This is a genomic window from Sphaerotilus montanus (assembly GCF_013410775.1).
Lineage (GTDB): Bacteria > Pseudomonadota > Gammaproteobacteria > Burkholderiales > Burkholderiaceae_C > Sphaerotilus > Sphaerotilus montanus.
Window position 1 is genome coordinate 871,505 of record NZ_JACCFH010000001.1, and the last position, 21,199, is coordinate 892,703.

Sequence of the window (21,199 nt, forward strand, 5' to 3'; positions counted from 1 at the left end):
TCGGATTCAGATCGTGTGCAGGTCGGGTTCGGCCAGCATCTGGCGCAGCAGCGGCAGCGTCACCGGCCGCTTGGTCGCCAGCGCGTAGCGGTCGAGGCGGCCCAGCAGGTCCATCAGGTGGGTCAGGTCGCGCTCGCCGTGGCCGAGCAGACAGGCCAGCACCTCGTCGCTCAGGGGGATGCCCCGGCGGGTCGCATCGCGCCGCAGCAGCGCGCAGACCTGCTCGTCGGTCGGGGGCACCAGCCGGTAGACGAGGCCCCAGGCCAGCCGCGTGCGCAGGTCGTCGCGCACCGGCAGGTCCACCGGCGGCAGCCGACCGCCCGCGATGATGGGCACGCCGGCGATCGTCGCCTCGATGAACATGCGGAAGGCCTCGTGCTGGCGGTCGGCATCGTAGCGGTCACAGTCGTCGAGCAGCAGCAGGCGCGCGTCCTCGTCGTACTCCCAGGGGGTGGACGTCGTGAGGTCGAACTTCATCGTGCGCAGCCCGAAGGACTGCGCCTGGCTGACGGCCGCCTGCAGCAGGTGCGTCTTGCCGCTGCCGGGCGGGCCCCACAGGTACAGCGGCATCGACGGACTCGGCGACAGCAGGGCCATGAGCACCTGCTCCCACTGGGCGTTGCCGCCGGGCAGGAAGGTGTCGAACCGGAGCACCGGCTCCGGTCCGAAGGCGAGCGGCACCTGCCGCATCAGCGGAGATGTCCGGTCACGAGGCAATCCACGAGGCATTCGCGAGGTTCATCCCTGGTAAAGCCGACTGGCCACATAGCCTGCACGCATCCGGCGCAAGGCCACCAGCACCAGCGCACCGGCCGGCAGCGCCAGCAGCACGCCGACAAAGCCGAACAGGTGCCCGAAGGCCAGCAGCACGAAGATCACCGCCAGCGGGTGCAGTCCGATGCGCTCGCCGACGAGCCGGGGCGTGAGGAAGAAACTTTCGATCACCTGGCCCGCGCCATAGACCACCGCCACCACCCCCACGCCGTACAGACTGGCGTATTGCAACACACCCGCCAGCAAGGCCAGCGCAGCGCCGATGCCGAACCCCACGTAGGGCACGAAGATCGCGAGTCCCGTGAAGATGCCCACCGGCAGCGCGAGATCGAAACGCGCCAGCGCCAGCGCCACCGTGTAGTAGGCCGCAAGGATCAGCATCACCAGCAGCTGGCCGCGCAGGTACTGGCCCAGCACGGCGTCGCACTCCCGGGTGAATCCGAGCACGGCATCGAGGTAGCGCGGCGGCACCATGCGGCGCAGACGGCGCTGCAGGTCGTGCCAGTCGAGCAGCAGGTAGAAGGTCACCACCGGCACCAGCACCGCATTGCCGATGATGGCCAGCAGGAAGCTGCCGCCGATGCGCGCTGAACTCAGCAGCGCCGCCAGCCAGCCGTCGCCCTTGGCATCGAAGTACTTGAGCACGAAGGCCTTGATGCTCTCGATGTCGAGGCTGATCGCGATGCCGAACTGCGCCAGCCGGGGCGCCAGATGGTCGTTGAGCCGCACCGCCAGCACGGGAATCTGGTCCCGCAGCACCGGCAGTTCGCGCGAGATGATCGGCACGATCAGCAGCAGCACCCCCAGCGCCGCCGCCATCGCCCCCAGCTCCACCAGCACCACGGCCAGCGCCCGCGGCAGGCGCCGGGACAGCCGGTCGACCGCCGGCTGCAGCACATAGGCCAGCACGGCGGCGGTCAGGAAGGGCATGAGCACCGGCGCCAGCAGCCACACCAGCACGACCGAAGTCCCGGCAAGCGCCAGCCAGGCGAGCATCAGGCGTTGGGTCAGGGGCAGCTTCATGCGGGACATTGTCTCAGCATGGCGCAGTGGGGCTCAGTGCCACCGTGGCGGACCGGCATCCCGCAAGGCGGCCAGCTGCGCCGACACCCGTGCCCGGTCCGGCGTGGCCCCTGCGTGCTGCAGGTAGAGCGCCAGGTCCTCGATGGCCAGCGCGGTCTGGCCGAGTGCCGCGAGCGTCTGGCCGCGCTCGCGGCGCAGGGCCCAGTCGAGCGGCTCCAGCACGACCTGGCGGTGCTGCACCTGCAGCAGGCGCGGCAGGTCGCCGTCCTCGCGGTGCAGCCGGGCGAGGTTGCGCAGCATGCGCGACAGGATCTCGCGCCCCGACGCCGGCTGGAGGTAGTCGCTGAGCATCTCGCCCAGCCCCATGCCGGTCTCCAGCTCCAGCCGCATCTCGTGGCCAAGGTAGGGCTCCAGCCGCTCCTCCAGCTCCGCACGGGTCAGCGAGCGGCCATCGACGGGGTCGATCACCGCGTCGCCCAGCGGCAGATGCAGCTTGATGAGGAAATGGCCAGGAAAGGAGATGCCGTCCGCCTGCAGGCCAAGCTGCCCGGCGAGTTCGAGGTAGAGCACTGCCAGCGCGATCGGCAGGCCGCGCCGGCGCTGCAGCACCGCGTGGAGGTGGCTGTTGTCAGCGTCGCGCAGGTCATTGACGTTGCCGCCGAAACCGAGATCCCGGTAAAAAAACTGGTGCAGGCCCCGCACCCGCTGCAGCGCGCCGGCATCGGCCGGCAGACGCTGCCGCAGGCGCTGCGCAAGCTCGTCCAGCTCGGTCTGCAGCGCGGCGAGGTCGAGCGCCGGGTGGTCGACCAGCGCGATGGCGCCGGCCGCTTCGGTCAGCGACAGGCTGTCGTCATCGCGCACGAGGGCGGCGAAATAGTCCAGCGGGGACGGCGAGGAGCACTCCATGGCCGAAAGTGTATCGGCCAGCGCTCAACGGCGTGCAAATTGCCGCAAGTTGACCCCGGCCAGCAGCAGCACGCCGAAATACACCAGCCCCGCCAGTGCCAGCACCCCGGCCAGCACGCCCACACGCAGCCCCGAGTGCGCCTGCAGACCGATCCAGTCGATCGACCGGGCTGCCCACGCCAGCCCGCCCCCCATCACCGCACAGCCCGCCCCCACGCGCAGCCCGAACGCCAGCCAGCCAGGCGACGGCTGGTAGCTGCCCCGCTTGCGCAGGCCGATCAGCAGCCAGGTCGCGTTGACCAGCGCCGCCAGCCCGATCGACAGCGCCAGCCCGGCGTGCCCCAGCAGCGGCACGAAGATGGCGTTCATCACCTGCGTCAGCGCGAGCACGGTGATGGCGATGCGCACGGGAGTGCGGATGTCCTGCCGGGCGTAGAAGCCCGGCGCCAGCACCTTGATCGCCACCAGGCCCATCAGCCCGGCCCCGTAGCCCATCAGCGCCAGCACCGTCTGCTGCACATCGGCTGCGGTGAAGCGGCCATAGTGGTAGAGCACCGCCACCAGCGGCTGCGGAAACACCAGCAGCGCCACCGCGCATGGCAGCGCCAGCAGCACCACCAGGCGCAGCCCCCAGTCCAGCAGCGCCGAGTAGCGCTCCATGTCGCCCTGTGCCTGCGCAGCCGACAGCTGCGGCAGCAGCACCACGCCCATCGCGACGCCCAGCAAGGCGGTCGGGAACTCCATCAGCCGGTCGGCATAGGTCAGCCAGGACACCGAGCCGGCGGCGAGGTGCGAGGCGATCTGCGTGTTCACCAGCAGCGACAGCTGCGCCACCGACACGCCGAGCAGCGCCGGCGCCATCTGCTTCAGGATGCGGTGCACGCCCTCGTGCGCCCAGGCCTGGCGAAAGGCCGCGACGGTGAATCCGAGGTGCGGCATCACGCCGACCGCGCGCAGCGCCGGCAGCTGCACGCCGAGCTGCAGCAGCCCGCCGATCATCACCCCCACCGCCAGCGCGTACACCGGCGCAATGCCCCAGCGCGGGAACTGCGGCGCCAGCAGCCACGCCGCGCCGATCACGCTCAGGTTGAGCAGCACCGGCGTGATGGCCGGCACCGCGAAGCGCTTCCACGAATTCAGGATGCCGGCCGACAGCGCCACCAGCGACATGCAGCCGATGTAGGGGAACATCAGCCGCGTCATCACGACGGCCGAGTCCTGCGCCTCGGCCGGCAGACCGGAGGCCATCACCCACACCAGCACCGGCGAGCCGAGCACCCCGACCGCGCACACGACCACCAGCGCCCACATCAGCACGGTGGCCACGGCATCGATCAGCGTCTGCGTGGCCGCATCCCCGTGGGTCGTGCGGGAGGCCGCCAGGATCGGCACGAAGGCCTGCGAGAAGGCCCCTTCGGCAAACAGGCGGCGCAGCAGGTTCGGGATGCGGAAGGCGACCTGGAACGCATCGGTGGCACTGCTCGCCCCGAAGGCCGCCGCGATGAGCTGCTCGCGCACGAGTCCGGTGACCCGGGACGCCAGCGTGAGCGCGGACACGACAGAGGCAGAACGAAGCAGACTCATGGGTGGGGGTTCTCGGTCGCAAAGCCTGCGATTATCCATGCTATAGTGCTAGGCTTTCCTCCACCCGGAACACGAGACACATTTATGGCCACCGCTTCCAAAGCCAAGAAGAAGACCGTCCGCATCGCCTCCGGCCGCAAGCGCGTCCGCCAGGACGTCAAGCTGAATGCCGCCAACACCTCGCTGCGTTCGAAGTTCCGCACCGCTGTCAAGGGCGTGCTGAAGGCCGTCGCCACGGGCGACAAGGCCAAGGCCGGTGACACGTTCAAGTCCGCCCAGGCCGTGATCGATTCGATCGCCGACAAGGGCATCTTCCACAAGAACAAGGCCGCCCGCATCAAGAGCCGCCTGTCTGCCAAGGTCAAGGCCCTGGCGGTTGCCGCTGCCTAAAGACTGATCCGGGTGGATCCACTGCAAAGGCCCGCTCTGCGGGCCTTTTGCATTGCCTGCCTCGGAACCGGCCGGCCCGCTCAGGCGCCGTGCTTGTCCGCCTCGCTGGTGAACGCGTCGGCGTAGAACTCTTCCGCCGGCAGGGCGCACTGCGCCACCAGATCACGCTGCGCAGCCGCCACCATGACCGGCGCACCGCAGGCGTAGACCTGGTGTCCGGACAGATCCGGCAGATCCGCCATCACCGCGCGGTGCACGAAGCCCGTGCGCCCCTGCCATGCCACGCCAGGCTCCGAGAGCACCGGCACATAGCGCAGCCAGGGCAGCATGCGCGCCATCTCCAGCGCCCAGTCGTGCAGATAGAGATCGGCCTCGCTGCGGCAACCCCAGTACAGCACCGCCTCGCGGTCCATGCCATGCGCCTGCATGTGCTCGATCAGCGCCTTGATCGGCGCAAAACCGGTGCCGGAGGCCAGCAGCACGACCGGCTTCGCACTGTCCTCGCGCAGGAAGAAGCTGCCGAACGGCCCCTCCACACGCAGGATCTCGCGCTCCTTCATCGCCCCGAACACATGGTCGGTGAAGCGCCCGCCGGGCATGTGGCGGATGTGGAGCTCCATCTGCCCCTGCGCGGTCTCCGGTGCGCTCGCCATCGAGTAGCTGCGCCGGGCGCCATCCCGCAGGATGAACTCGATGTACTGGCCTGCGTGGTACTGGAACACCTGGTTGCCCGGCAACTGCAGCGTCAGCACGGCCACGTCCGGTGCGCGGCGCTCGATCGTGGTGACCCGCACCGGCATCTTCAGCACCGGGAACTGCCCCACCGACGTCACCTGCCGGGACTCGATCACGCAGTCCGTCTGCGGCGTGGCGCAGCAGGTGAGGACCAGGCCGGACGCCTCCTCGGCCGCGCTGAGCGCCTTGAGCTGGTGCGCGCCGTGGATGACGCGCCCTTCGAGCAGCCGGCTCTTGCAGGATCCGCAGGCGCCATCCTTGCAACCGTAGGGCAGACCGATCCCCTGGCGGATCGCCGCCGGCAGCATCGCCTCGTCGCGCGCCACCTCGAAGCTGCGGCCTGCAGGCTGCACTGTCACCGTGAAAGTCATTGCTCGTATCCTCTGGGCCGTCCCGGCGATGTCCGCGGCCATGTCGCCGCGGGCGAGATTGTGCCGTACCGATCCGAAAGAACCCGAACCATGCCCCACCCCACCCGCCTGTGCGCCGCCCGCTCCGCAGCCCCGAGACCCTTGCGCCGCATGCGACAGCCGCGCCTGCTGATCGTCGGCTGCGGCGACGTCGGCCAGCGCGTCGCCAAGGCCCTCGGCCGAGGCTGGAGCGTGCGCGCACTCACCTCGCAGCCAGAGCGCGCCGCCATCCTGCGCGCGCAGGGCATCACGCCGCTGATCGGCAACCTGGACACGCCCGCCTCGCTGCACCGCCTGGGCGCCCTCGCCCCGCGCGTGCTGCATCTGGCGCCTCCACCCGGCAGCGGCGAGGCCGACCCCCGCACCCGGCATCTCCTGCAGGCGCTCGGCCAGCACGGCGTCTGCCGGCGCCTCGTCTACGGCAGCACCACCGGCGTCTATGGCGACACCGGCGGCGCCCGCTTCGACGAGACCCGCACCGTCGCCCCGGTCAACGCCCGCGCCCGGCGCCGGGTCGCCGCCGAATCGTCCATCCGCCGCTGGGCGGTCGACCAAGGCGTGCAGGCCTCGATCCTGCGCATCCCCGGCATCTACGCCGGGGACCGGCCGGGCGGCCACCCGCGCGAGCGGCTGGCACGCGGCACGCCGGTGCTGTGCGCCGAAGACGACGTCTACACCAACCACATCCACGCCGATGATCTGGCCCGCCTGTGCATCGCGGCGCTGCTGCGGGGACGGCCGCAGCGCATCTGGCACGCCTGCGACGACACCGAACTGAAGATGGGGGACTATTTCGATCTGGCGGCCCGGCTGTGCGGACTGCCCCCGCCACGGCGGATCTCGCGCGAGGAAGCACGGGCACAACTCAGCCCGATGCTGCTGAGCTTCATGAGCGAGTCGCGCCGGCTGGACAACCGACGCATGAAGCGGGAATTGCGGGTCGCCTTGCGCTACCCGGACGTCACCACCGGCCTGCTGGCCTGAGGCCGCAGCCGATCAGCGGCGGCGGCGCTTGGGTGGAAACGGCGGCAGGCCGCGCCAGAAGCGCAGCATCAACCAGCCACCCAGCATGCCGCCAAGGTGCGCGAAGTGGGCCACGCCACCGCCGCCCGCCAGGCCGAACAGCAACTCCATCCCGCCGAACACCAGCACGAAGACCTTGGCCTTCATCGGGATGGGCGGGAACAGCGGCATGATCGTGCGGTCAGGGAACATCATCCCGAAGGCCATCAGCAGCCCGTAGAGCGCCCCGGACGCACCGAGCGTCGGACCACCGCCCGTGGCACCCAGGCTCACCACCACCAGCTGGATCACCCCGCCCGCCAGCGCACTGGCGCCCAGGAACTGCAGGTAACGGTGGCGACCCCAGACCGACTCCAGTTCGGCGCCGAACATCCACAGGCCGAGCATGTTGAAGAACAGGTGCCCCATGCTGCCGTGCAGGAAGGCATAGGTGATCAGCTGCCAGGGCATGAACGGCTCGCTGCCCAGCGGCCACAGCGCAAACAGCACTTCGACCCAGTACCCCGCAAGCATCTGCAGGCAGTACACCACCGTGCAGATCAGCATCAGGGCTTTGGTGACAGGGGGGAGCTGGGGCATGGAAAGACTCTCTGAAGAGGGAGAGCGTTGAGCCTGATCACTGGTGCCGGAGGCCGGACTCGAACCGGCACGCCTGTTGAGGGCGGCGGATTTTGAATCCGCTGCGTCTACCGATTTCGCCACTCCGGCAGGTGGGTGTCGCGCTGCGTGGTGCGCGAAGCCGCGATTATGGCATGCCGAACCGGCCCCCTTGCCCTGCACAGCGCGCGGCTCGTCTTGCTGCCAAAATGTGCCGCATCGGTGCTGCGCCACCTCCGGAGACAGATTCCATGCCCGCCTACCAGACCATCGAAGACGTGATCGGCCGCACCCCGCTCGTGCGCCTGCAGCGCCTGCCCGGCGCAGACGCCGCCGAACGCGGCAACGTCCTCCTGGCCAAGCTCGAAGGCAACAACCCGGCCGGCTCGGTGAAAGACCGCCCCGCCATCAGCATGATCCGCCGCGCCGAGGAGCGCGGCGAGATCCGGCCCGGCGACACGCTGATCGAAGCCACCTCGGGCAACACCGGCATCGCGCTGGCCATGGCCGCTGCGGTGCGCGGCTACCGCATGGTGCTGATCATGCCGGAGGACCTGTCCATCGAACGCGCCCAGACCATGAAGGCCTTCGGCGCCGAACTCGTGCTCACGCCCAAGGCCGGCGGCATGGAGTACGCCCGCGACCTGGCCGAACAGATGCAGCGCGACGGCAAGGGCCGCGTGCTCGACCAGTTCTCCAACCTGGACAACCCACGCGTCCACTACGAGACCACCGGCCCCGAACTCTGGACCGACACCGGCGGGCAGATCACCCACTTCGTCAGCGCCATGGGCACCACCGGCACCATCACCGGCACCTCGCGCTACCTCAAGGAGATGAACCCGGCGGTGCGCATCATCGGTGCACAGCCGTCCGAGGGCTCGCGCATTCCCGGCATCCGCAAGTGGCCCGAGGCCTATCTGCCGAAGATCTACGAGCCGCGCCACGTGGACGAACTGGTGCTCGTCAGCCAGGCCGATGCCGAGGACATGGCACGCCGCATGGCCCGCGAAGAAGGCCTGTTCGCCGGCATCTCCGCCGCGGGCGCCTGCTGGGCAGCGCTGCAACTCTCGCTGCAGGTACGCGACGCGACCATTGTCTTCATCGTCTGCGACCGGGGCGACCGCTACCTGTCAACCGGCGTCTTCCCCGCGTGATCGCCATTGGTGCACCCACCACATAGGTGCACACCGATGTGGTGCATGCACGCCAGTCGATCCGCAACGACCTGTTGCAGGACGTGATCCAGCGTGACAATTCGCACCACCTGCATCGTGATTTTTTCACTTCAGGTTGCGACAAGTCACTGATTTGTCTGGCACTGCCCTTGCGTCTTGACGAGACTCAAAAATCGCGGGGCGCGTGCCAATGAACGAACTGATCAACCTCGTCTGGGTGGGCATCTGCACCGCCCTCGTGTTTTTCATGCAGGCTGGCTTCGCGCTGGTCGAGGGCGGCCTCTCGCGCGCCAAGAACTCGATCAACGTGATCATGAAGATCTACCTGGGCACCTGCTTCATCGGGGTGAGCTTCTGGGCGGTCGGCTACGGTCTGGCCTTCGGTCCCTCCGTCGAGGGACTGATCGGCGGCGGCAGCTTCGCGCCGCAGAAACTCGGCGCAACCGACGCGGTCGGCCTCCTCTACCAGATGATGTTCGCGACGACTGCGGTGACCATCGTCTCCGGCGCCGTGGCCGAGCGCATGCGCTACAGCGCCTACCTGGCCTTCGCCGCACTGATGGCCCTGGTGATCTACCCGGTCTATGCCCACTGGGCCTGGAATCCGGGCGGCTGGCTCAAGCAGATGGGCTTCATCGACCTCGCGGGCGACGGCGCCGTGCACTCGGTGGGCGCCTGGTGCGCACTGGCCGGCCTGCTGGCCCTCGGCCCGCGCCTGGGTCGTTTCGGCAAGAACGGTGAAGTGCGCGACATCCCCGGCCACAACCTGCCGATGGTGGCGCTGGGTGGCTTCATCCTGTGGCTGGGCTGGTTCGGCTTCAACGGCGGCTCGATCTCCGGCATCGAGAGCGGCCAGCTGGGCACCGTGCTGCTCAACACCTACCTCGGTGGCTGCGCCGGTGGCATCGGCGCACTGGCCTTCATGCGGCTCACCGGCCGTCCGGTGCTGATGAGCGCCTCGGTCAACGGCAGCCTGGCCGGACTGGTCTCGCTGACGGCGGGTGCGGCCACGTTGAACCCGGTCACGGCCATCGTCACCGGCCTGATCGCCGGCGCACTGACCACCTGGGGTGCAGAAGCCCTGCGCCAACGCCGCATCGATGACACCGTGGACGCCATCGCGGTGCACGGCCTGGGTGGCACCTGGGGCCTGCTCGCCGCCGGCCTGTTCTTCGAGGGGGACCTGTTCAGCGGCAGCCGCGTGATGGTGCAGGTGCTCGGCGCCGTGGCGGCCTTCGCCTGGGCCTTCCCGATGGCCTATGTCTGCTTCAAGCTGGTCGACAAGCTGATCGGCCTGCGTGCGCCCACCCTGAACGAGCAGCGTGGACTCGACTACACCGAGCACCACGAGATCGGCTACCCCGAGTTCCAGAACTCGCCGGGCCAGATGCACAAGGAAGCCTGACCGCATGGCCACCCAAGCCCTGTCCCAGCGGCGCCGTGCCGCCTACGCCGTGCTGTCGCCGCTGCTGGAGGAAGACGCCCTGCTCGACGCGCTGCGCCTGCAGCACCAGTCGATGCGCGGCGACGCGGTGTCGGACATCATCGGCTACATCGACCAGGTGGCCGCGCGCCACCACATCGACGCGGCCAGCCGCAAGAAGCTCTACGAGGCCTACTACAAGGCCCTGAAACAGCCCGAGAGCGAGCTGCCGATGGACCCATGGCCGCTGATGCAGATCGGCACCACGGCGGCTCCGGCGCCGGTCCCTGTCGCGCCACCGGCGGTCTCGGCGGCGGCACTGGAGCCGGTGGCGGCGGCCATGCAGGCCGCGGCACCAGCACCGGTCGCCAGCGCACCGGCCTCACCGGACCGGGCAGTCTGCGCCGAACTGCTGCGCACCGCGCTGGCCGAGGTACAGCGCTTCCACGCAGGCGCGCTGTCGGATCTGCGCAGCGGCGCACTCGAACAGATCGACCAGGGCCGGCTGTCGCAGCCCGTGCGCAAGCAGGTGCGCGATGCCTGGGCGCAGCCGCTGCAGGCCACCTGGGTGATCGAAGGAACGCCGCAGGAGTTGTCGCAGGTGGTGCACCAGTTCTACGTGGCCATGTGCGAAGCGCTGGGGCCGGTGGACGCGGACCAGGTGCTGACCCGCGCCGTCCGGGCCGCAGACCAGATGCCGCAGGCCCGCCAGTTCTCGCCCAGAAAACTGATCTGACGGTCGGTGGGCGTCAGCCCATGCGTGCGAGGATCTCGGCGGCCTCCGCCGCGTGACGACCCGAACCCTCGCGCACCACCGCCTGCAGCAGCGCGCGGGCATCGTCCGGGCGGCCCACTTCGAGGCTGGCGCGGGCGATCTCCAGCTTCAGTGCCGCCTGCTCGGTGAGCCGGGACACATCCACCTCGTCACCCATGGCCGTGTCGCTGCGCACCAGCTGGGTGGCCACCTGCGAGGTTTCCACCGAACGGGCCATCTCGGCCGCGGCGTTCGAGATGTCGAACACGCGCGGACCACCGGTGCGGGTGGCACTCAGCGAATTGGCAAACTCCGGCGGTGCCGCGTCAGGCTGGAAGCCTGCACGCCGGCGACGCCACAGGATCACGCCCCCCGCCAGACCACCCAGCACCAGCAACCAGGGCAGGATCCGCGGCACGGAGGAACTGCCGCCGGTCGCCACGGCACTGGCCGCCTCCGAGGCACTGTCGGCGGGGGCCGAGGCCACCGGCTCGACGGCAGGGACGGGCGCGGACGCCGGGGCAGGCTCGGGCGCCGGCGGAGGTGCGGGTGCGGGCTCCGGCGGCTTGGCAACGACCGGCGGCGCTGCCACAGAAGCCGGCGCGTCGACCTTGGGGGGCGGTGCCGGCACGGGAGCGGACGCCGGCGGGGCCACCGGCGTCGTGGACGGGACCCGCGCCAGCGCAGGCAGCGACGCCAGCACCTGGCCACCGCGCATCGCCTTCAGATGCTCCGCCACCAGCGTGGTCGCGCCGGCCCGGTCTTCGGCCAGCACCTCGTCACGACCGGGCAGCACCAGCGGCACGCCCCGGCGCAGGCGGTGGATGTTGCCCTTGACGAAGGCCTCCGGATTGCGGCGCAGCACGGCCACCATGACCTGCTGCCGGGTCGCTCCCAGAACCGGTGCCAGCTGCCCGGCGATGTCCCAGAGATTGTCCTGCTCCACCGTCGTGCGCGAGCTGGACGCGGCAGGCGTGCCGGCGCCCGCAGGCGCGGCCGCTGTCTGGGCCAGGACCGGTCCGACCGTCAGGGCCAGCGCAAGGGAGAGAAGATGACGCTTCAGGGGGGGTGGCAACATGTCCGTTTTCACACCATCAAGGTGTCCATCAGGTCGATCATGAATTCGGTGTCTTCCTGATCCTGCCTGTCCCAGCCACTCAGACCCAGCGCCTGCAGCGTGGCCCGGCCATCCGAGCCCGGCTCGGCCATGCCCAGCACCAGCGTCTGCAGCGACTCGCGCAGGTCGGCGCAGCGCGGCCCCACCAGCAGCACGTGGTGCACCAGACTGATCTGGCTGGTCATCACCGGGCGCAGTTGCCGGCGGATCGGGGCGCTCAGATCATCGAACGCCTCCTTGAGGAAGAAACCGCAATCGGCCTCCTGATTAGCAATGATCTTCAGCAAGGCCCTAGCCGACGATCAGGCGTAGCGTAGAAGGCAGACAAAGCGCAGGAGCGAGCACATGCCGATGAACCGAATCCAGTTCCAGCAAGGGATGTCGCTGCCGGAGTTCATGAGCAGCTTCGGCACGGAAGAGCAATGCGCCGAGGCGGTCAAGCAGGCACGCTGGCCCCAGGGCTTCGAGTGCCCGCGCTGCGGCACTGCGGCGCACTACGTGGTGGGCCAGGGCGCACGCAAGCTGTATCAATGCAACGGCTGCCGCCACCAGACTTCGCTGACCGCGGGCAGCCTGTTCGCGAGCACCAAGCTGCCGCTGAGAACGTGGTTCCTGGCGATCTACCTGCTCAGCCAGGCCAAGACGGGGCTGTCGGCGCTGGCGCTCAAGCGGCAGGTGGGCGTGAGCTACCCGACGGCGTGGCTGATGCACCAGAAGATCATGCACGCGATGGCCGAGCGGGAGAGCCAGCACCGGCTCGACGGCACGGTGCAGCTCGACGATGCCTACCTCGGCGGGGAGCGCAGCGGCGGCAAGGCGGGTCGGGGTTCGGAGAACAAGGTGCCGTTCGTGGCGGCGGTCTCGGTCAATGACCAGGGGCATCCGCAGTACGTCAAGCTCGCGCCGGTGAGCGGCTTCACGCTGGAGGCGGTGGGCCAGTGGGCGCAGGCGGCGCTGATGCCGGGAGCGCGGGTGGTCAGCGACGGGCTGGGGTGCTTCGCCGCGGTCACCAGCGCGGGCTGTCTGCACACGCCGATCGTGGTGGGGCAGCGCAAGCCGCGCGAGCTGCCCGAGTTCACCTGGGTCAACACGGTGCTGGGCAACCTGAAGACGACGTTGTCGGGTGCGTTCCATGCGTTCAAGTACCCCAAGTACGCCAGCAGCTACCTGGCAGCGTTCGCCTACCGCTTCAACCGTCGGTTCGACCTGCGCGAGTTGGTGGCTCGGCTCATCATCGATGTCTCGCGGTGCAAGCCTCGGGCTCAGCGGGTCGTTCGGGGGAATGCTGAGGATCGTTGCTAATCAGGATCGGCCTTGCCCTGAAGCAAGGTTCGGGCGAGCACGACGTAGGTGGAGACCTGCTGCGTCTGCGTGTTGTCGCGGGTCAGATCGGCCGACTCCAGCAGGATCATGCCGATCAGGTTGACGTCCGGGTCGCGGGTCACGGCCAGGCGCAGGCCCGGCTGCAGGTCCTCGACCGACTGTGCGGGCGAGTCCACCGGCACAGCGATCACCACCTCGTCGGCCTTGCCCTGCGGCGCGGCAATGGCCACGAACCCCTTCTCGCGCACCAGCATGGCCGCGTCGTAGGGGTTGGCGTAGATCAGGTCGACCTTGTCGGCGGCAATCGCCTGGCGCTGGGCCGAGAAGTCCTCGTACAGCTCCAGGTGGATGCGCACGCCGAGCTTGCGCTGCAGCCAGGTGTTGAACACATACCAGCCGGCGATGTGCTCGGGCGAGAAGTCGGGGCTGACGGTCAGTTCCAGGGTCACTTCAGCTCCTCGGCACGCATCCGTGCATACAGCGCGGTGTATTCGTTGACCTTGGCGCGCGACGGCTTGCGGCGCACCGAGGTGTAGCCCACGACGCGGCCGTCACGCACATTGGGAATCGCGGTGGCGAAGACCCAGTAGTGGGCGCCATCCTTGCGCAGGTTCTTCACGTAGCCCTGCCACTTGCTGCCGCGCCCGACCGTGTCCCACAGGTCCCGGAACGCCGCTGCCGGCATGTCCGGATGGCGCAGGATGCAGTGGTTCTCGCCGATCAGCTCGTCCCGCTCGTAACCCGACATGTCCACGAAGGCCTGGTTGGCGTGCGTGATGATGCCGGTGGGATCGGTGCGCGAGACGATCAGCTTGCCGTCCGGATACGGCACTTCCTCGTCGACCACCAGCACGCGCCGGGTCCGTCCGTCGAAGTAGCCGAGCATCAGTTCGCGCGGCGTCGCCGTCGGCACCAGGTCAGCCTCTCTCATATCGGTCATCATCGATTTCCCTCGATCTCGACAGACCGATCAGATGACCTTGCTGATGGCATCGGCAGCGCGCTTGACGTCAAGAAAGATCAGGCCCAGACGCGAATTCGGCTTGCACAGTGCCGTCAGCACCGAGTCGCGGCCGGCGTAGGTCATCAGCACATAACCCTTGGCCCCCTTGACCAGCACCTGCTCCAGCTCGCCCCGGGCCAGTTCGCGCGACGTGCGGTCACCCAGCGACAGCATGGCGGCGCTCATCGCACCGACGCGGTCCTCGTCCATGCCGGCGGGCAGCATGGAGGCCATCATCAGGCCGTCGGTGGACAGCACGGCCGAGGCTTCGATGTCGGCGGTGGATCCGTTGAGTTCGCTCAGGATCGAGTTCAGCAGGTCTTCACGCATGGGGCAGTTCCTTCGAGAGAAAAATGGAGATCGGGGAGTGAGGGAGGAGGGTCGGGAGTCTGGTGCCGCAGCACCGGGCCTCAGAAGGCCGTGTTGCCGTAGCGCACACCCAGGGTCCACACCAGCGTGGTGAAGGCTTCCTGGTTGAAACGCGGCATGCCGTTGACGATCAGGATGAAGTAGTCGTCGCCGAAGTACAGCGGCCAGAAGCCGACTTCACAGTAGCCGGCGGCATTCACCATGCCCCAGCCGTCGCTGCGCAGGCGCATGTTGCCGTGCAGCAGCCGGGAATGGCGCTCATGGACGCTGGCCAGGTCACCGCCCAGCGCGGCGAGCTCTTCGGCCGTCTCGTGCGCGAAGCCAGCAGTGCCCAGGTAGAGACCGCGCTTGTCGGCCAGGATCGCCTTGCCCTCGTCGGAGAGCTGGGCCAGCAGCGGCGGCAGCATCGCCTCGATCGAGTCCGGCGGCACCTCCACGTGCATCGGCAGTCCCTGCACGAAACCGGAAGACTGCAGCCGGTAGATGAACTCCAGCGCGTCCTGCTGGCTCATCGACATCCAGTCCTGCACCAGATCGGCGGTCAGCCGCGGCGTCTCGGATTCGCGCAGCAGACGCTGCAGGAACAGCCGCGCCGGATCACGGGTGGGCCGGCTGGCGGCGTAGTAGGCACCCGCCGGCGTCGGGTGGAGGTAGAACTCGCCAGTGAGCGTGTAGTGGTCCATGGAGGGCGCGGTGGTTCCCGGGTCAGAGGGTCGGATCGATCTGGAGCAGCAGCGCCTCGATCAGCGTCGAGACATCGGTGCGCTGACGGGCATCCACCTCGAAGATGGGCGCGGACACGTCCAGTTCGGCCAGCTGGCGCACGTACTCGTCGATGGTGGGCGTCCGGCGGGCGTCCATCTGCGTCACGCCGATCACGAGCCGGGTGCCGTCGATGAATTCCTTGAACGCCTTGATGTAGAAGCGCATGTCCTCGAACGGGGTCGGGCGCGTGTTGTCCAGCAGCAGCACCAGGCCGATGCCGCCCTTGGTCAGGATGTCCCACATGAAGTCGAAGCGCTCCTGGCCGGGCGTGCCGTACAGGTGGACCTTCTCCTTCGGTCCCAGGCGGATCATTCCGTAGTCCATCGCCACGGTGGTGGCGGACTTGCGCTTCTGGGTCATGTCCGACGCGTGTTCGTCGGTACGGATCGGCTCGATGTCGCTGATCGAGGCGATGGCGGTGGTCTTGCCTGCACCGACGGGTCCGGTGAAGATGATTTTGTGATCGGTTTGGGCCATGTTGCTTATTTGTTCAGCCAGCCGAACAAGCGGGTCAGCAGACCGCGGTTGTTCTTGGTCTTGCGCTGTGCCCTGCGGACCTGCGCGCCATCCTCGGTGATCAGATCCAGCGCCAGCGCCGCGTTGTAGAACGCGATCACATGCCGCTGGGCGATCTTGAGCGTCTGGGCCGTCTCCAGCAGCCCGGCGCCCTTGGTGGTCCAGAGTGCCGCGATGCGCAGCGCGTGCGGCGTGCGGTGCAGCCGGGTCAGGTTGGGCCACTGCTTCAGGTAGACCGGGGCGACCGGATCCACCCCGACAGGCAAGCGACCCGCCGACGTTTCCAGCGCGGTCTGCCACAGCACGTGGTCCAGTCGCTGCACGAGGGCCTTCTGTTCCAGCGTGCCCTGCAGGTCGGCGAACTCCTGGCGGCTGAACGCGCGGGTCTTCGGTCGCTTGTCGAGGGGCTGGTTCACCAGGCCGGCCAGTTGCTCGGCCGTGAACTCGCAGTAGATCAGGTTGGTCGTGCCGTCGACCGTGATGCGACCGGCCGGGCTGTCCAGGTGGGTCGGCACCTGCCACTTGCAGCTGACGAGGTAGGCATCCTTGAGGACACCCACCAGGTGCTGGGCCGGGTCGTAGCGCAGGCTGGCATCGGCCAGTTGCGCGGACTCGGCCACATCGGCCCGCGTACCGCAGTAGCGGGCCTCGTCGATCAGCTCTTCGGGCCGGGGACGGCGGTGGCCGTGGGCGTCATGGACCGGTGCGGCGACGGCCGGCGGGGCCTCCGGGACGGGTGCTGGCACGGGGGCGGCTGGCGCAGGGACCGGCGCTGGTGCCACCGCCACCTTGGGCGCCGGCGCCGGCTTGGGCACGGCCACCGGGGCCGTCTTGACCACCGGTTTCACCGCTGGCGCCGCCACAGATGGCACAGGGGCGGGTGCTGGCGCGGGCACCGGAGCCGGCACAGGTGCGGCGACCACCGCCACCGGTGCGGGCGCTGAAACCGGCATCGGGGGGGCCACTGGCGCAGGGGCCGGCGCAGGGGCCGGCGCAGGCGCCGTCTTGCCGAAGAAGCGGCGAATCAGCCCCCCCAGTCCGCCACTGGCGGGCGGTACCGGTGGCGGCGCGGACACCGGACGCGCCGCCACTGGCCGGGCCACCGAGGGCGCGACCGGACGGGAGTCCAGTGCAGGAGCGGGTGCCGGGCTCTCGGTCCACATCGACGGTTCCGCGACGACCGAGGCCGGCACAGGCGGAGTGGCCGTGGCAGCGACCGGAGCCGCCGCCACAGGCGCAGGTGCGGGCGCCGGCTCGACAGCGGCTGGCGCACTGTTCCAGCGCCGCGTGCGCAACTCCGCCGCCGCGGCCAGCAAGGCCGCTGGTGTCACGGGTTTCTGGACCCAGATCGCGGAGGCAACGTCCTGGGACTGGGTCGACAGGGCGATGCCCGGGCCGCCGCGGCGGGCATGCCACGCGTCCCAGTGCTGGCGCGATTCGAGCGTGTCGAAGTCGAAGATGGCCACTTCGGCCGCTTCCTCGCCCGAGGGCGCGAAGCTGCTGCGACCAGTGCTCGAAAAGAAGAAATCCAGCACCGCCTGGGTGCGTGGGGGCAGAGACAGAAGGACTACCTTCAATCGGGTTTGCAGCTTGGTGGCTTCCACTGACTACAGGCTCAAGGTCATAGATCGATCGGCTGGGTTGTCTGCTCGAAACGCCGCAAGACGTCTCAGGACCACCCCGAAGGCAGCGCGCCGTGGCGGGCCACGAGCTTGTCGGCCATCTCGGCCTTGCCTGCGTCGTCCCGACTGTGCTGGTAGATGGCCAGCAACTCGCGGTTGACCTCCTCGTGGTCGGGTTCGTCCAGCAGCGCAGCCTCAAGCATGCCACGCGCGCCAGCCAGATCTCCATATTCAAGTAACGACATGGCCTGCTGGAAAGGCGTCTCCTGCGCAACCTCCCGGCGTTGCAATCCCACCATGTTCAGCGACCCCAGAACAGCCGTGTCCAGCACCGACCAGCGCTGTGTCGGCAGTTGTGCGCCGCGTGGCAGTTCGGTATCGAGGTGGGTGCGCAGGAAATGTGCGTCGTCCGGATCGAGCCAGGGCATGGCCTGCTCCAGCAACTGTCGGCGCAGTGCCCGCCCGCGGTCGCCCAGCGCCAGGAACAGGTCGACCAGGGCACCGAAGGCGCGGTCGGTCAGCGGCGGCCGACTGGCCAGCAGCACCCGGCGCGCATGGGCCTCGATGTCGAGCGGATCCCGTGCGATCTGCATCGAGAAATGGCGCCAGGCATCCTGTACATCCGTGCTTGACGGGCAGTCCAGACGCCCTGCACGGGCGAACACGAACATGGGGTCCGACCCCCCGGTCACCGACTGAACACCGCTCATTGAATTGCACCCGCCGTCTTGTGTTTGACGAGATGGCCCTCGACCACCGCGCCCTTCTCGATCTCGATCGCACCATAGTGCACGTCACCGTCCACCTGGGCACTGATGCGCAGGTCCACCAGTCCGCTGGCGTACACCGTGCCCAGCACCCGGCCGAACACGATCAGGTGCGACACCCGGACATCCCCGGCGACACTGCCCCCATCGCCGATCACCAGTGTCCCCGGAATGGCGGGCGACACGATGACATCGCCTTCGACGTGCCCGTCGATCCGCAACCCGCCAGCGAACGTCAGGTCGCCCGTCACGGTGGTGCCGGAGCCCACCAGACAGTCGATGCGCTCCTGCACGGGGTCGCCCCGCTGTTTCGTACGGCCGAATCGCATGGCGGTATGCCCCCATCGTGGCTGCTGCTGAGCGTTGTTTGACCAGTTCAACCAGTTCATATCGGCAACTTCATCCAGGACTGCAGAGGTTCGGATCAACAGGCTGCGTGAAGAGGCAGATGCACCTTGGGTCGTTCGATGGTAACCACGTCCATCGGCGTCCGGCACCGGTACTTGCTGGTGCCCCGCGAACCGGGGAAACCGGCCCACGAAAATTCGTTCTTTTATCCCTAGCACAACCGACAGATTTCCGTCCGAAAATCAAAAAATCGATATTTTTAAAAATGCATCAAATCCCACACGCAGCCCCGATTTGAACATGGCCGACCATGCAATCCGCTCACCAGTGGCTCACAAATTGAGCCTCGCCGTCACTTTTACTACTCTTGGTCACGATTTGGTACCCGCAGGATCCATGCAAGTACCCGAATAGTTCCTTCTCCGCACCTGCCGCCGGTCGGCGCGTGCAGGGTCCGGCCGCTAAAATCCGCGCGCGGCCCCTGGATCTACACCACGCAGCGCTGCGCCTCCTCCTCGCCCGATGGCGAGACGGTCCTGCCCGCTCCAGCCGAGGCAGGCACACAGGCGTTCGTGCACAGGCAGATTCCGGCGGATTTCCCCGAACCCCTGCCCTGACTGCGACGACTGCCATGTCCACCGACACCGATCTCCCGACCACCGCCGCCCCCGATACCGCGCCCGTGCCTGCCGGCAAGAAGGTCTACATCCGCACCTTCGGCTGCCAGATGAACGAGTACGACTCGGACAAGATGTCCGACGTGATGCGCGCCGCCGAGGGCTACACCCCGACCAACGACCCGGAAGAAGCCGACCTGATCCTGTTCAACACCTGCTCGGTGCGCGAGAAGGCGCAAGAGAAGGTGTTCAGCGACCTCGGCCGCGTGCGCCACCTGAAGGCCAAGGGCGTGATGATCGGCGTGGGTGGGTGTGTCGCGAGCCAGGAAGGGGCGGCCATCATCGAGCGCGCGCCGTATGTGGACGTGGTGTTCGGTCCGCAGACGCTGCACCGCCTGCCGCAACTGCTGGCGCAGCGCAAGGCGATCGGCCGCCAGCAGGTCGACATCAGCTTCCCCGAGATCGAGAAGTTCGACCACCTGCCGCCGGCGCGGGTCGAGGGTGCCTCGGCGTTCGTCTCGATCATGGAAGGCTGCTCGAAATACTGCTCGTACTGCGTCGTGCCCTACACGCGCGGCGAGGAGTTCAGCCGGCCGTTCGAGGAGGTGCTGACCGAAGTCGCCGGACTGGCCGACCAAGGGGTCAAGGAGGTGACGCTGCTCGGCCAGAACGTCAACGCCTACCGCGGCAAGATGGGTGGCACCAGCGAGATCGCCGACTTCGCGATGCTCATCGAGTACGTCGCCGAGATCACCGGCATCCAGCGCATCCGCTACACCACCAGCCACCCGAACGAGTTCACGCAGCGCCTGGTCGACGTCTACGCCAAGGTGCCGCAGCTCGTGAACCACCTGCACCTGCCCGTGCAGCACGGCAGCGACCGCATCCTCGCCGGCATGAAGCGCGGCTACACGGTGCTCGAATACAAGAGCACGATCCGCAAGATCCGCGCGGTGCGGCCGGACATCAGCCTGTCGACCGACTTCATCGTCGGCTTCCCCGGCGAGACCGACGACGACCACGCCCGCACGATGAAGCTGATCGAGGACATCGGCTTCGACTCCAGCTTCAGCTTCATCTTCAGTCCGCGCCCCGGCACGCCCGCCGCCGCACTGCACGACGACACGCCAGCCGACGTGAAGCTCAAGCGCCTGCAGCACCTGCAGGCGACGATCGAGGACAACGTGCGCCGCATCAGCGCCAGCCGCGTCGGCACCGTGCAGCGCATCCTGGTCGAAGGCCCGAGCCGCAAGGATCCGACCGAGCTGATGGGCCGCACCGAGTGCAACCGCATCGTCAACTTCCCAGGCGGGCCGAACCCGGCGCGGCTGGTGGGTCAGATGCTGGACGTGACCATCGTCAGCGCCATGCCGCACTCGCTGCGCGGCGAGGTGTGCATCACCCGTTGAGCAAACCGGTCGACACCCGCCAGCCACGCTGGCGGATCGACAGCGCCAGCGCACCACCACGGTCGTTGGCGGTCACCGTGTCGGCGTGGCGGTAGCCCTGGCGCAGGAGGTGGAGGGCCAGCCAGGCATGGCCGCACCAACCGAACACCAGGTGACAGACCAGCACGGCGACAACCGGAAATACCGCGTGGACGGGCAGGACCAGCAGCACCAGCAGGCCGCTCAGCTCCGCGGCACCCGGCCACCACATCTTCTTGCTGAACCCCCAGAAGCCCCCGAAGAAGAAAGCCGGCCACGACCATCCTGGCTTGACGCAGTCGAGTGCGCCCGAAGGGTGTCTGTACACCTTGAATTGCCTCATGTCCCGTTCCTGTCTCGCCTGGTCTGCGGCATGTGCACGTGGCGTCCGTGCACTGCAGCCCTGTCTTGGTTCGCGAGCCAGATGCTACGCACAACAGTGGGGCACGTACTCCCCTCAGGAATGGGTTGATTCAACAAAAATCGAGGCAATATTCAGGTGAATTTCCAGATCGGGTGCATCAAGAC

25 protein-coding genes and 1 tRNA gene are annotated in these 21,199 nt (G+C 68.3%); 8 read left to right on the top strand and 18 right to left on the bottom strand.

Annotated elements, in window-relative coordinates:
- Window positions 1-6 precede the first annotated feature (6 nt).
- From hda to murJ, 4 genes are read right to left on the bottom strand one after another with little or no spacing between them, the layout of a single operon-like run.
- Window positions 7-690 (bottom strand): DnaA regulatory inactivator Hda, encoded by a 684-nt coding sequence (hda, locus tag BDD16_RS03810; protein WP_179632722.1) that lies wholly within the window; start codon window positions 688-690, stop codon window positions 7-9.
- Window positions 691-738: 48 nt separating this feature from the next.
- Window positions 739-1,797: an AI-2E family transporter gene (locus BDD16_RS03815; protein WP_179632723.1), complete on the bottom strand. Its 1,059-nt coding sequence runs from the start codon at window positions 1,795-1,797 to the stop codon at window positions 739-741.
- 33 nt (window positions 1,798-1,830) lie between these two features.
- A complete protein-coding gene (locus tag BDD16_RS03820) occupies window positions 1,831-2,703 on the bottom strand; it encodes a SirB1 family protein (RefSeq protein WP_179632724.1) in 873 nt (290 codons plus the stop codon).
- 24 nt (window positions 2,704-2,727) lie between these two features.
- Window positions 2,728-4,287, bottom strand: a complete 1,560-nt coding sequence (gene murJ, locus BDD16_RS03825) for a murein biosynthesis integral membrane protein MurJ (RefSeq protein ID WP_179632725.1) — start codon at window positions 4,285-4,287, stop codon at window positions 2,728-2,730.
- A gap of 84 nt (window positions 4,288-4,371) precedes the next feature.
- Here murJ and rpsT point away from each other — a divergent pair, with 84 nt between their 5' ends.
- The gene (gene rpsT, locus BDD16_RS03830) at window positions 4,372-4,677 is read left to right on the top strand and encodes a 30S ribosomal protein S20 (protein WP_179632726.1); all 306 of its coding nucleotides are present in this window, start codon (window positions 4,372-4,374) and stop codon (window positions 4,675-4,677) included.
- Window positions 4,678-4,757: 80 nt separating this feature from the next.
- Here the strand turns inward: rpsT and BDD16_RS03835 are convergent, their stop codons facing one another.
- Window positions 4,758-5,783: a CDP-6-deoxy-delta-3,4-glucoseen reductase gene (locus BDD16_RS03835; RefSeq protein ID WP_179632727.1), complete on the bottom strand. Its 1,026-nt coding sequence runs from the start codon at window positions 5,781-5,783 to the stop codon at window positions 4,758-4,760.
- Between the two features lie 90 nt (window positions 5,784-5,873).
- Between BDD16_RS03835 and BDD16_RS03840 the strand changes: the two genes are divergently transcribed.
- Entirely contained in the window at window positions 5,874-6,806 is a 933-nt protein-coding gene (locus BDD16_RS03840) for an SDR family oxidoreductase (protein ID WP_246332459.1), read from the top strand.
- A 12-nt stretch (window positions 6,807-6,818) separates the two neighbouring features.
- On the opposite strand, the gene BDD16_RS03845 is transcribed toward BDD16_RS03840, so the two are convergent.
- Together BDD16_RS03845 and BDD16_RS03850 are read right to left on the bottom strand one after the other, a co-directional pair.
- Complete coding sequence (locus tag BDD16_RS03845) at window positions 6,819-7,424, bottom strand: rhomboid family intramembrane serine protease (RefSeq protein ID WP_179632728.1); 606 nt, start codon at window positions 7,422-7,424, stop codon at window positions 6,819-6,821.
- 41 nt (window positions 7,425-7,465) lie between these two features.
- Window positions 7,466-7,553, bottom strand: a tRNA-Leu gene (locus BDD16_RS03850).
- Window positions 7,554-7,693: 140 nt separating this feature from the next.
- Here BDD16_RS03850 and cysM point away from each other — a divergent pair.
- Genes cysM through BDD16_RS03870 form a run of 4 tightly spaced genes read left to right on the top strand, consistent with a single transcriptional unit; the run spans window position 7,694 to window position 10,779 of the window.
- Window positions 7,694-8,599, top strand: coding sequence for a cysteine synthase CysM (gene cysM, locus BDD16_RS03855; RefSeq protein WP_179632729.1), 906 nt, complete (start codon window positions 7,694-7,696; stop codon window positions 8,597-8,599).
- 26 nt (window positions 8,600-8,625) lie between these two features.
- Window positions 8,626-8,814 carry a hypothetical protein gene (locus tag BDD16_RS03860; RefSeq protein ID WP_179632730.1) on the top strand — a complete coding sequence of 63 codons (189 nt, stop codon included), beginning with the start codon at window positions 8,626-8,628 and terminating at the stop codon, window positions 8,812-8,814.
- A complete protein-coding gene (locus tag BDD16_RS03865; protein ID WP_179632731.1) occupies window positions 8,811-10,025 on the top strand; it encodes an ammonium transporter in 1,215 nt (404 codons plus the stop codon). The genes BDD16_RS03860 and BDD16_RS03865 overlap by 4 nt, the downstream gene beginning before the upstream one ends.
- A 4-nt stretch (window positions 10,026-10,029) precedes the next feature.
- Window positions 10,030-10,779 carry a hypothetical protein gene (locus tag BDD16_RS03870; RefSeq protein ID WP_179632732.1) on the top strand — a complete coding sequence of 250 codons (750 nt, stop codon included), beginning with the start codon at window positions 10,030-10,032 and terminating at the stop codon, window positions 10,777-10,779.
- Window positions 10,780-10,792: 13 nt separating this feature from the next.
- On the opposite strand, the gene BDD16_RS03875 is transcribed toward BDD16_RS03870, so the two are convergent.
- Complete coding sequence (locus BDD16_RS03875) at window positions 10,793-11,875, bottom strand: FimV/HubP family polar landmark protein (protein WP_179632733.1); 1,083 nt, start codon at window positions 11,873-11,875, stop codon at window positions 10,793-10,795.
- Between the two features lie 8 nt (window positions 11,876-11,883).
- Window positions 11,884-12,201, bottom strand: coding sequence for a PhnD/SsuA/transferrin family substrate-binding protein (locus tag BDD16_RS03880; protein WP_179632734.1), 318 nt, complete (start codon window positions 12,199-12,201; stop codon window positions 11,884-11,886).
- Window positions 12,202-12,259: 58 nt separating this feature from the next.
- Here BDD16_RS03880 and BDD16_RS03885 point away from each other — a divergent pair, with 58 nt between their 5' ends.
- Window positions 12,260-13,216, top strand: a complete 957-nt coding sequence (locus BDD16_RS03885; RefSeq protein WP_179632657.1) for an IS1595 family transposase — start codon at window positions 12,260-12,262, stop codon at window positions 13,214-13,216.
- Here BDD16_RS03885 and BDD16_RS03890 read toward each other — a convergent pair.
- The 8 genes from BDD16_RS03890 to BDD16_RS03925 all read right to left on the bottom strand — a co-directional run bounded on the left by BDD16_RS03890 (window position 13,213) and on the right by BDD16_RS03925 (window position 18,608).
- On the bottom strand, window positions 13,213-13,686 hold the full coding sequence (locus tag BDD16_RS03890; RefSeq protein WP_179632735.1) for a PhnD/SsuA/transferrin family substrate-binding protein: 474 nt from the start codon (window positions 13,684-13,686) through the stop codon (window positions 13,213-13,215). The two genes, BDD16_RS03885 and BDD16_RS03890, sit on opposite strands and share 4 nt — an antisense overlap.
- Window positions 13,683-14,177, bottom strand: a complete 495-nt coding sequence (locus tag BDD16_RS03895; protein WP_218897684.1) for a PAS domain-containing protein — start codon at window positions 14,175-14,177, stop codon at window positions 13,683-13,685. Before BDD16_RS03895 ends, BDD16_RS03890 begins: the two co-directional genes overlap by 4 nt.
- Window positions 14,178-14,207: 30 nt before the next feature.
- Window positions 14,208-14,570, bottom strand: a complete 363-nt coding sequence (locus BDD16_RS03900) for a roadblock/LC7 domain-containing protein (RefSeq protein ID WP_179632736.1) — start codon at window positions 14,568-14,570, stop codon at window positions 14,208-14,210.
- 80 nt (window positions 14,571-14,650) lie between these two features.
- The gene (locus tag BDD16_RS03905) at window positions 14,651-15,292 is read right to left on the bottom strand and encodes a hypothetical protein (RefSeq protein ID WP_179632737.1); all 642 of its coding nucleotides are present in this window, start codon (window positions 15,290-15,292) and stop codon (window positions 14,651-14,653) included.
- A 22-nt stretch (window positions 15,293-15,314) separates the two neighbouring features.
- Window positions 15,315-15,851 (bottom strand): GTP-binding protein, encoded by a 537-nt coding sequence (locus BDD16_RS03910; protein ID WP_179632738.1) that lies wholly within the window; start codon window positions 15,849-15,851, stop codon window positions 15,315-15,317.
- A gap of 5 nt (window positions 15,852-15,856) precedes the next feature.
- Complete coding sequence (locus tag BDD16_RS23250; protein WP_179632739.1) at window positions 15,857-17,425, bottom strand: hypothetical protein; 1,569 nt, start codon at window positions 17,423-17,425, stop codon at window positions 15,857-15,859.
- A gap of 134 nt (window positions 17,426-17,559) precedes the next feature.
- Entirely contained in the window at window positions 17,560-18,183 is a 624-nt protein-coding gene (locus BDD16_RS03920; RefSeq protein WP_180552412.1) for a hypothetical protein, read from the bottom strand.
- 35 nt (window positions 18,184-18,218) lie between these two features.
- Window positions 18,219-18,608 (bottom strand): bactofilin family protein, encoded by a 390-nt coding sequence (locus BDD16_RS03925; protein ID WP_179632741.1) that lies wholly within the window; start codon window positions 18,606-18,608, stop codon window positions 18,219-18,221.
- A gap of 650 nt (window positions 18,609-19,258) precedes the next feature.
- Here BDD16_RS03925 and miaB point away from each other — a divergent pair.
- Window positions 19,259-20,653, top strand: a complete 1,395-nt coding sequence (miaB, locus tag BDD16_RS03930; RefSeq protein WP_179632742.1) for a tRNA (N6-isopentenyl adenosine(37)-C2)-methylthiotransferase MiaB — start codon at window positions 19,259-19,261, stop codon at window positions 20,651-20,653.
- On the opposite strand, the gene BDD16_RS03935 is transcribed toward miaB, so the two are convergent.
- The gene (locus BDD16_RS03935) at window positions 20,643-21,014 is read right to left on the bottom strand and encodes a hypothetical protein (RefSeq protein WP_179632743.1); all 372 of its coding nucleotides are present in this window, start codon (window positions 21,012-21,014) and stop codon (window positions 20,643-20,645) included. The genes miaB and BDD16_RS03935 overlap by 11 nt on opposite strands.
- Between the last annotated feature and the right edge of the window lie 185 nt (window positions 21,015-21,199).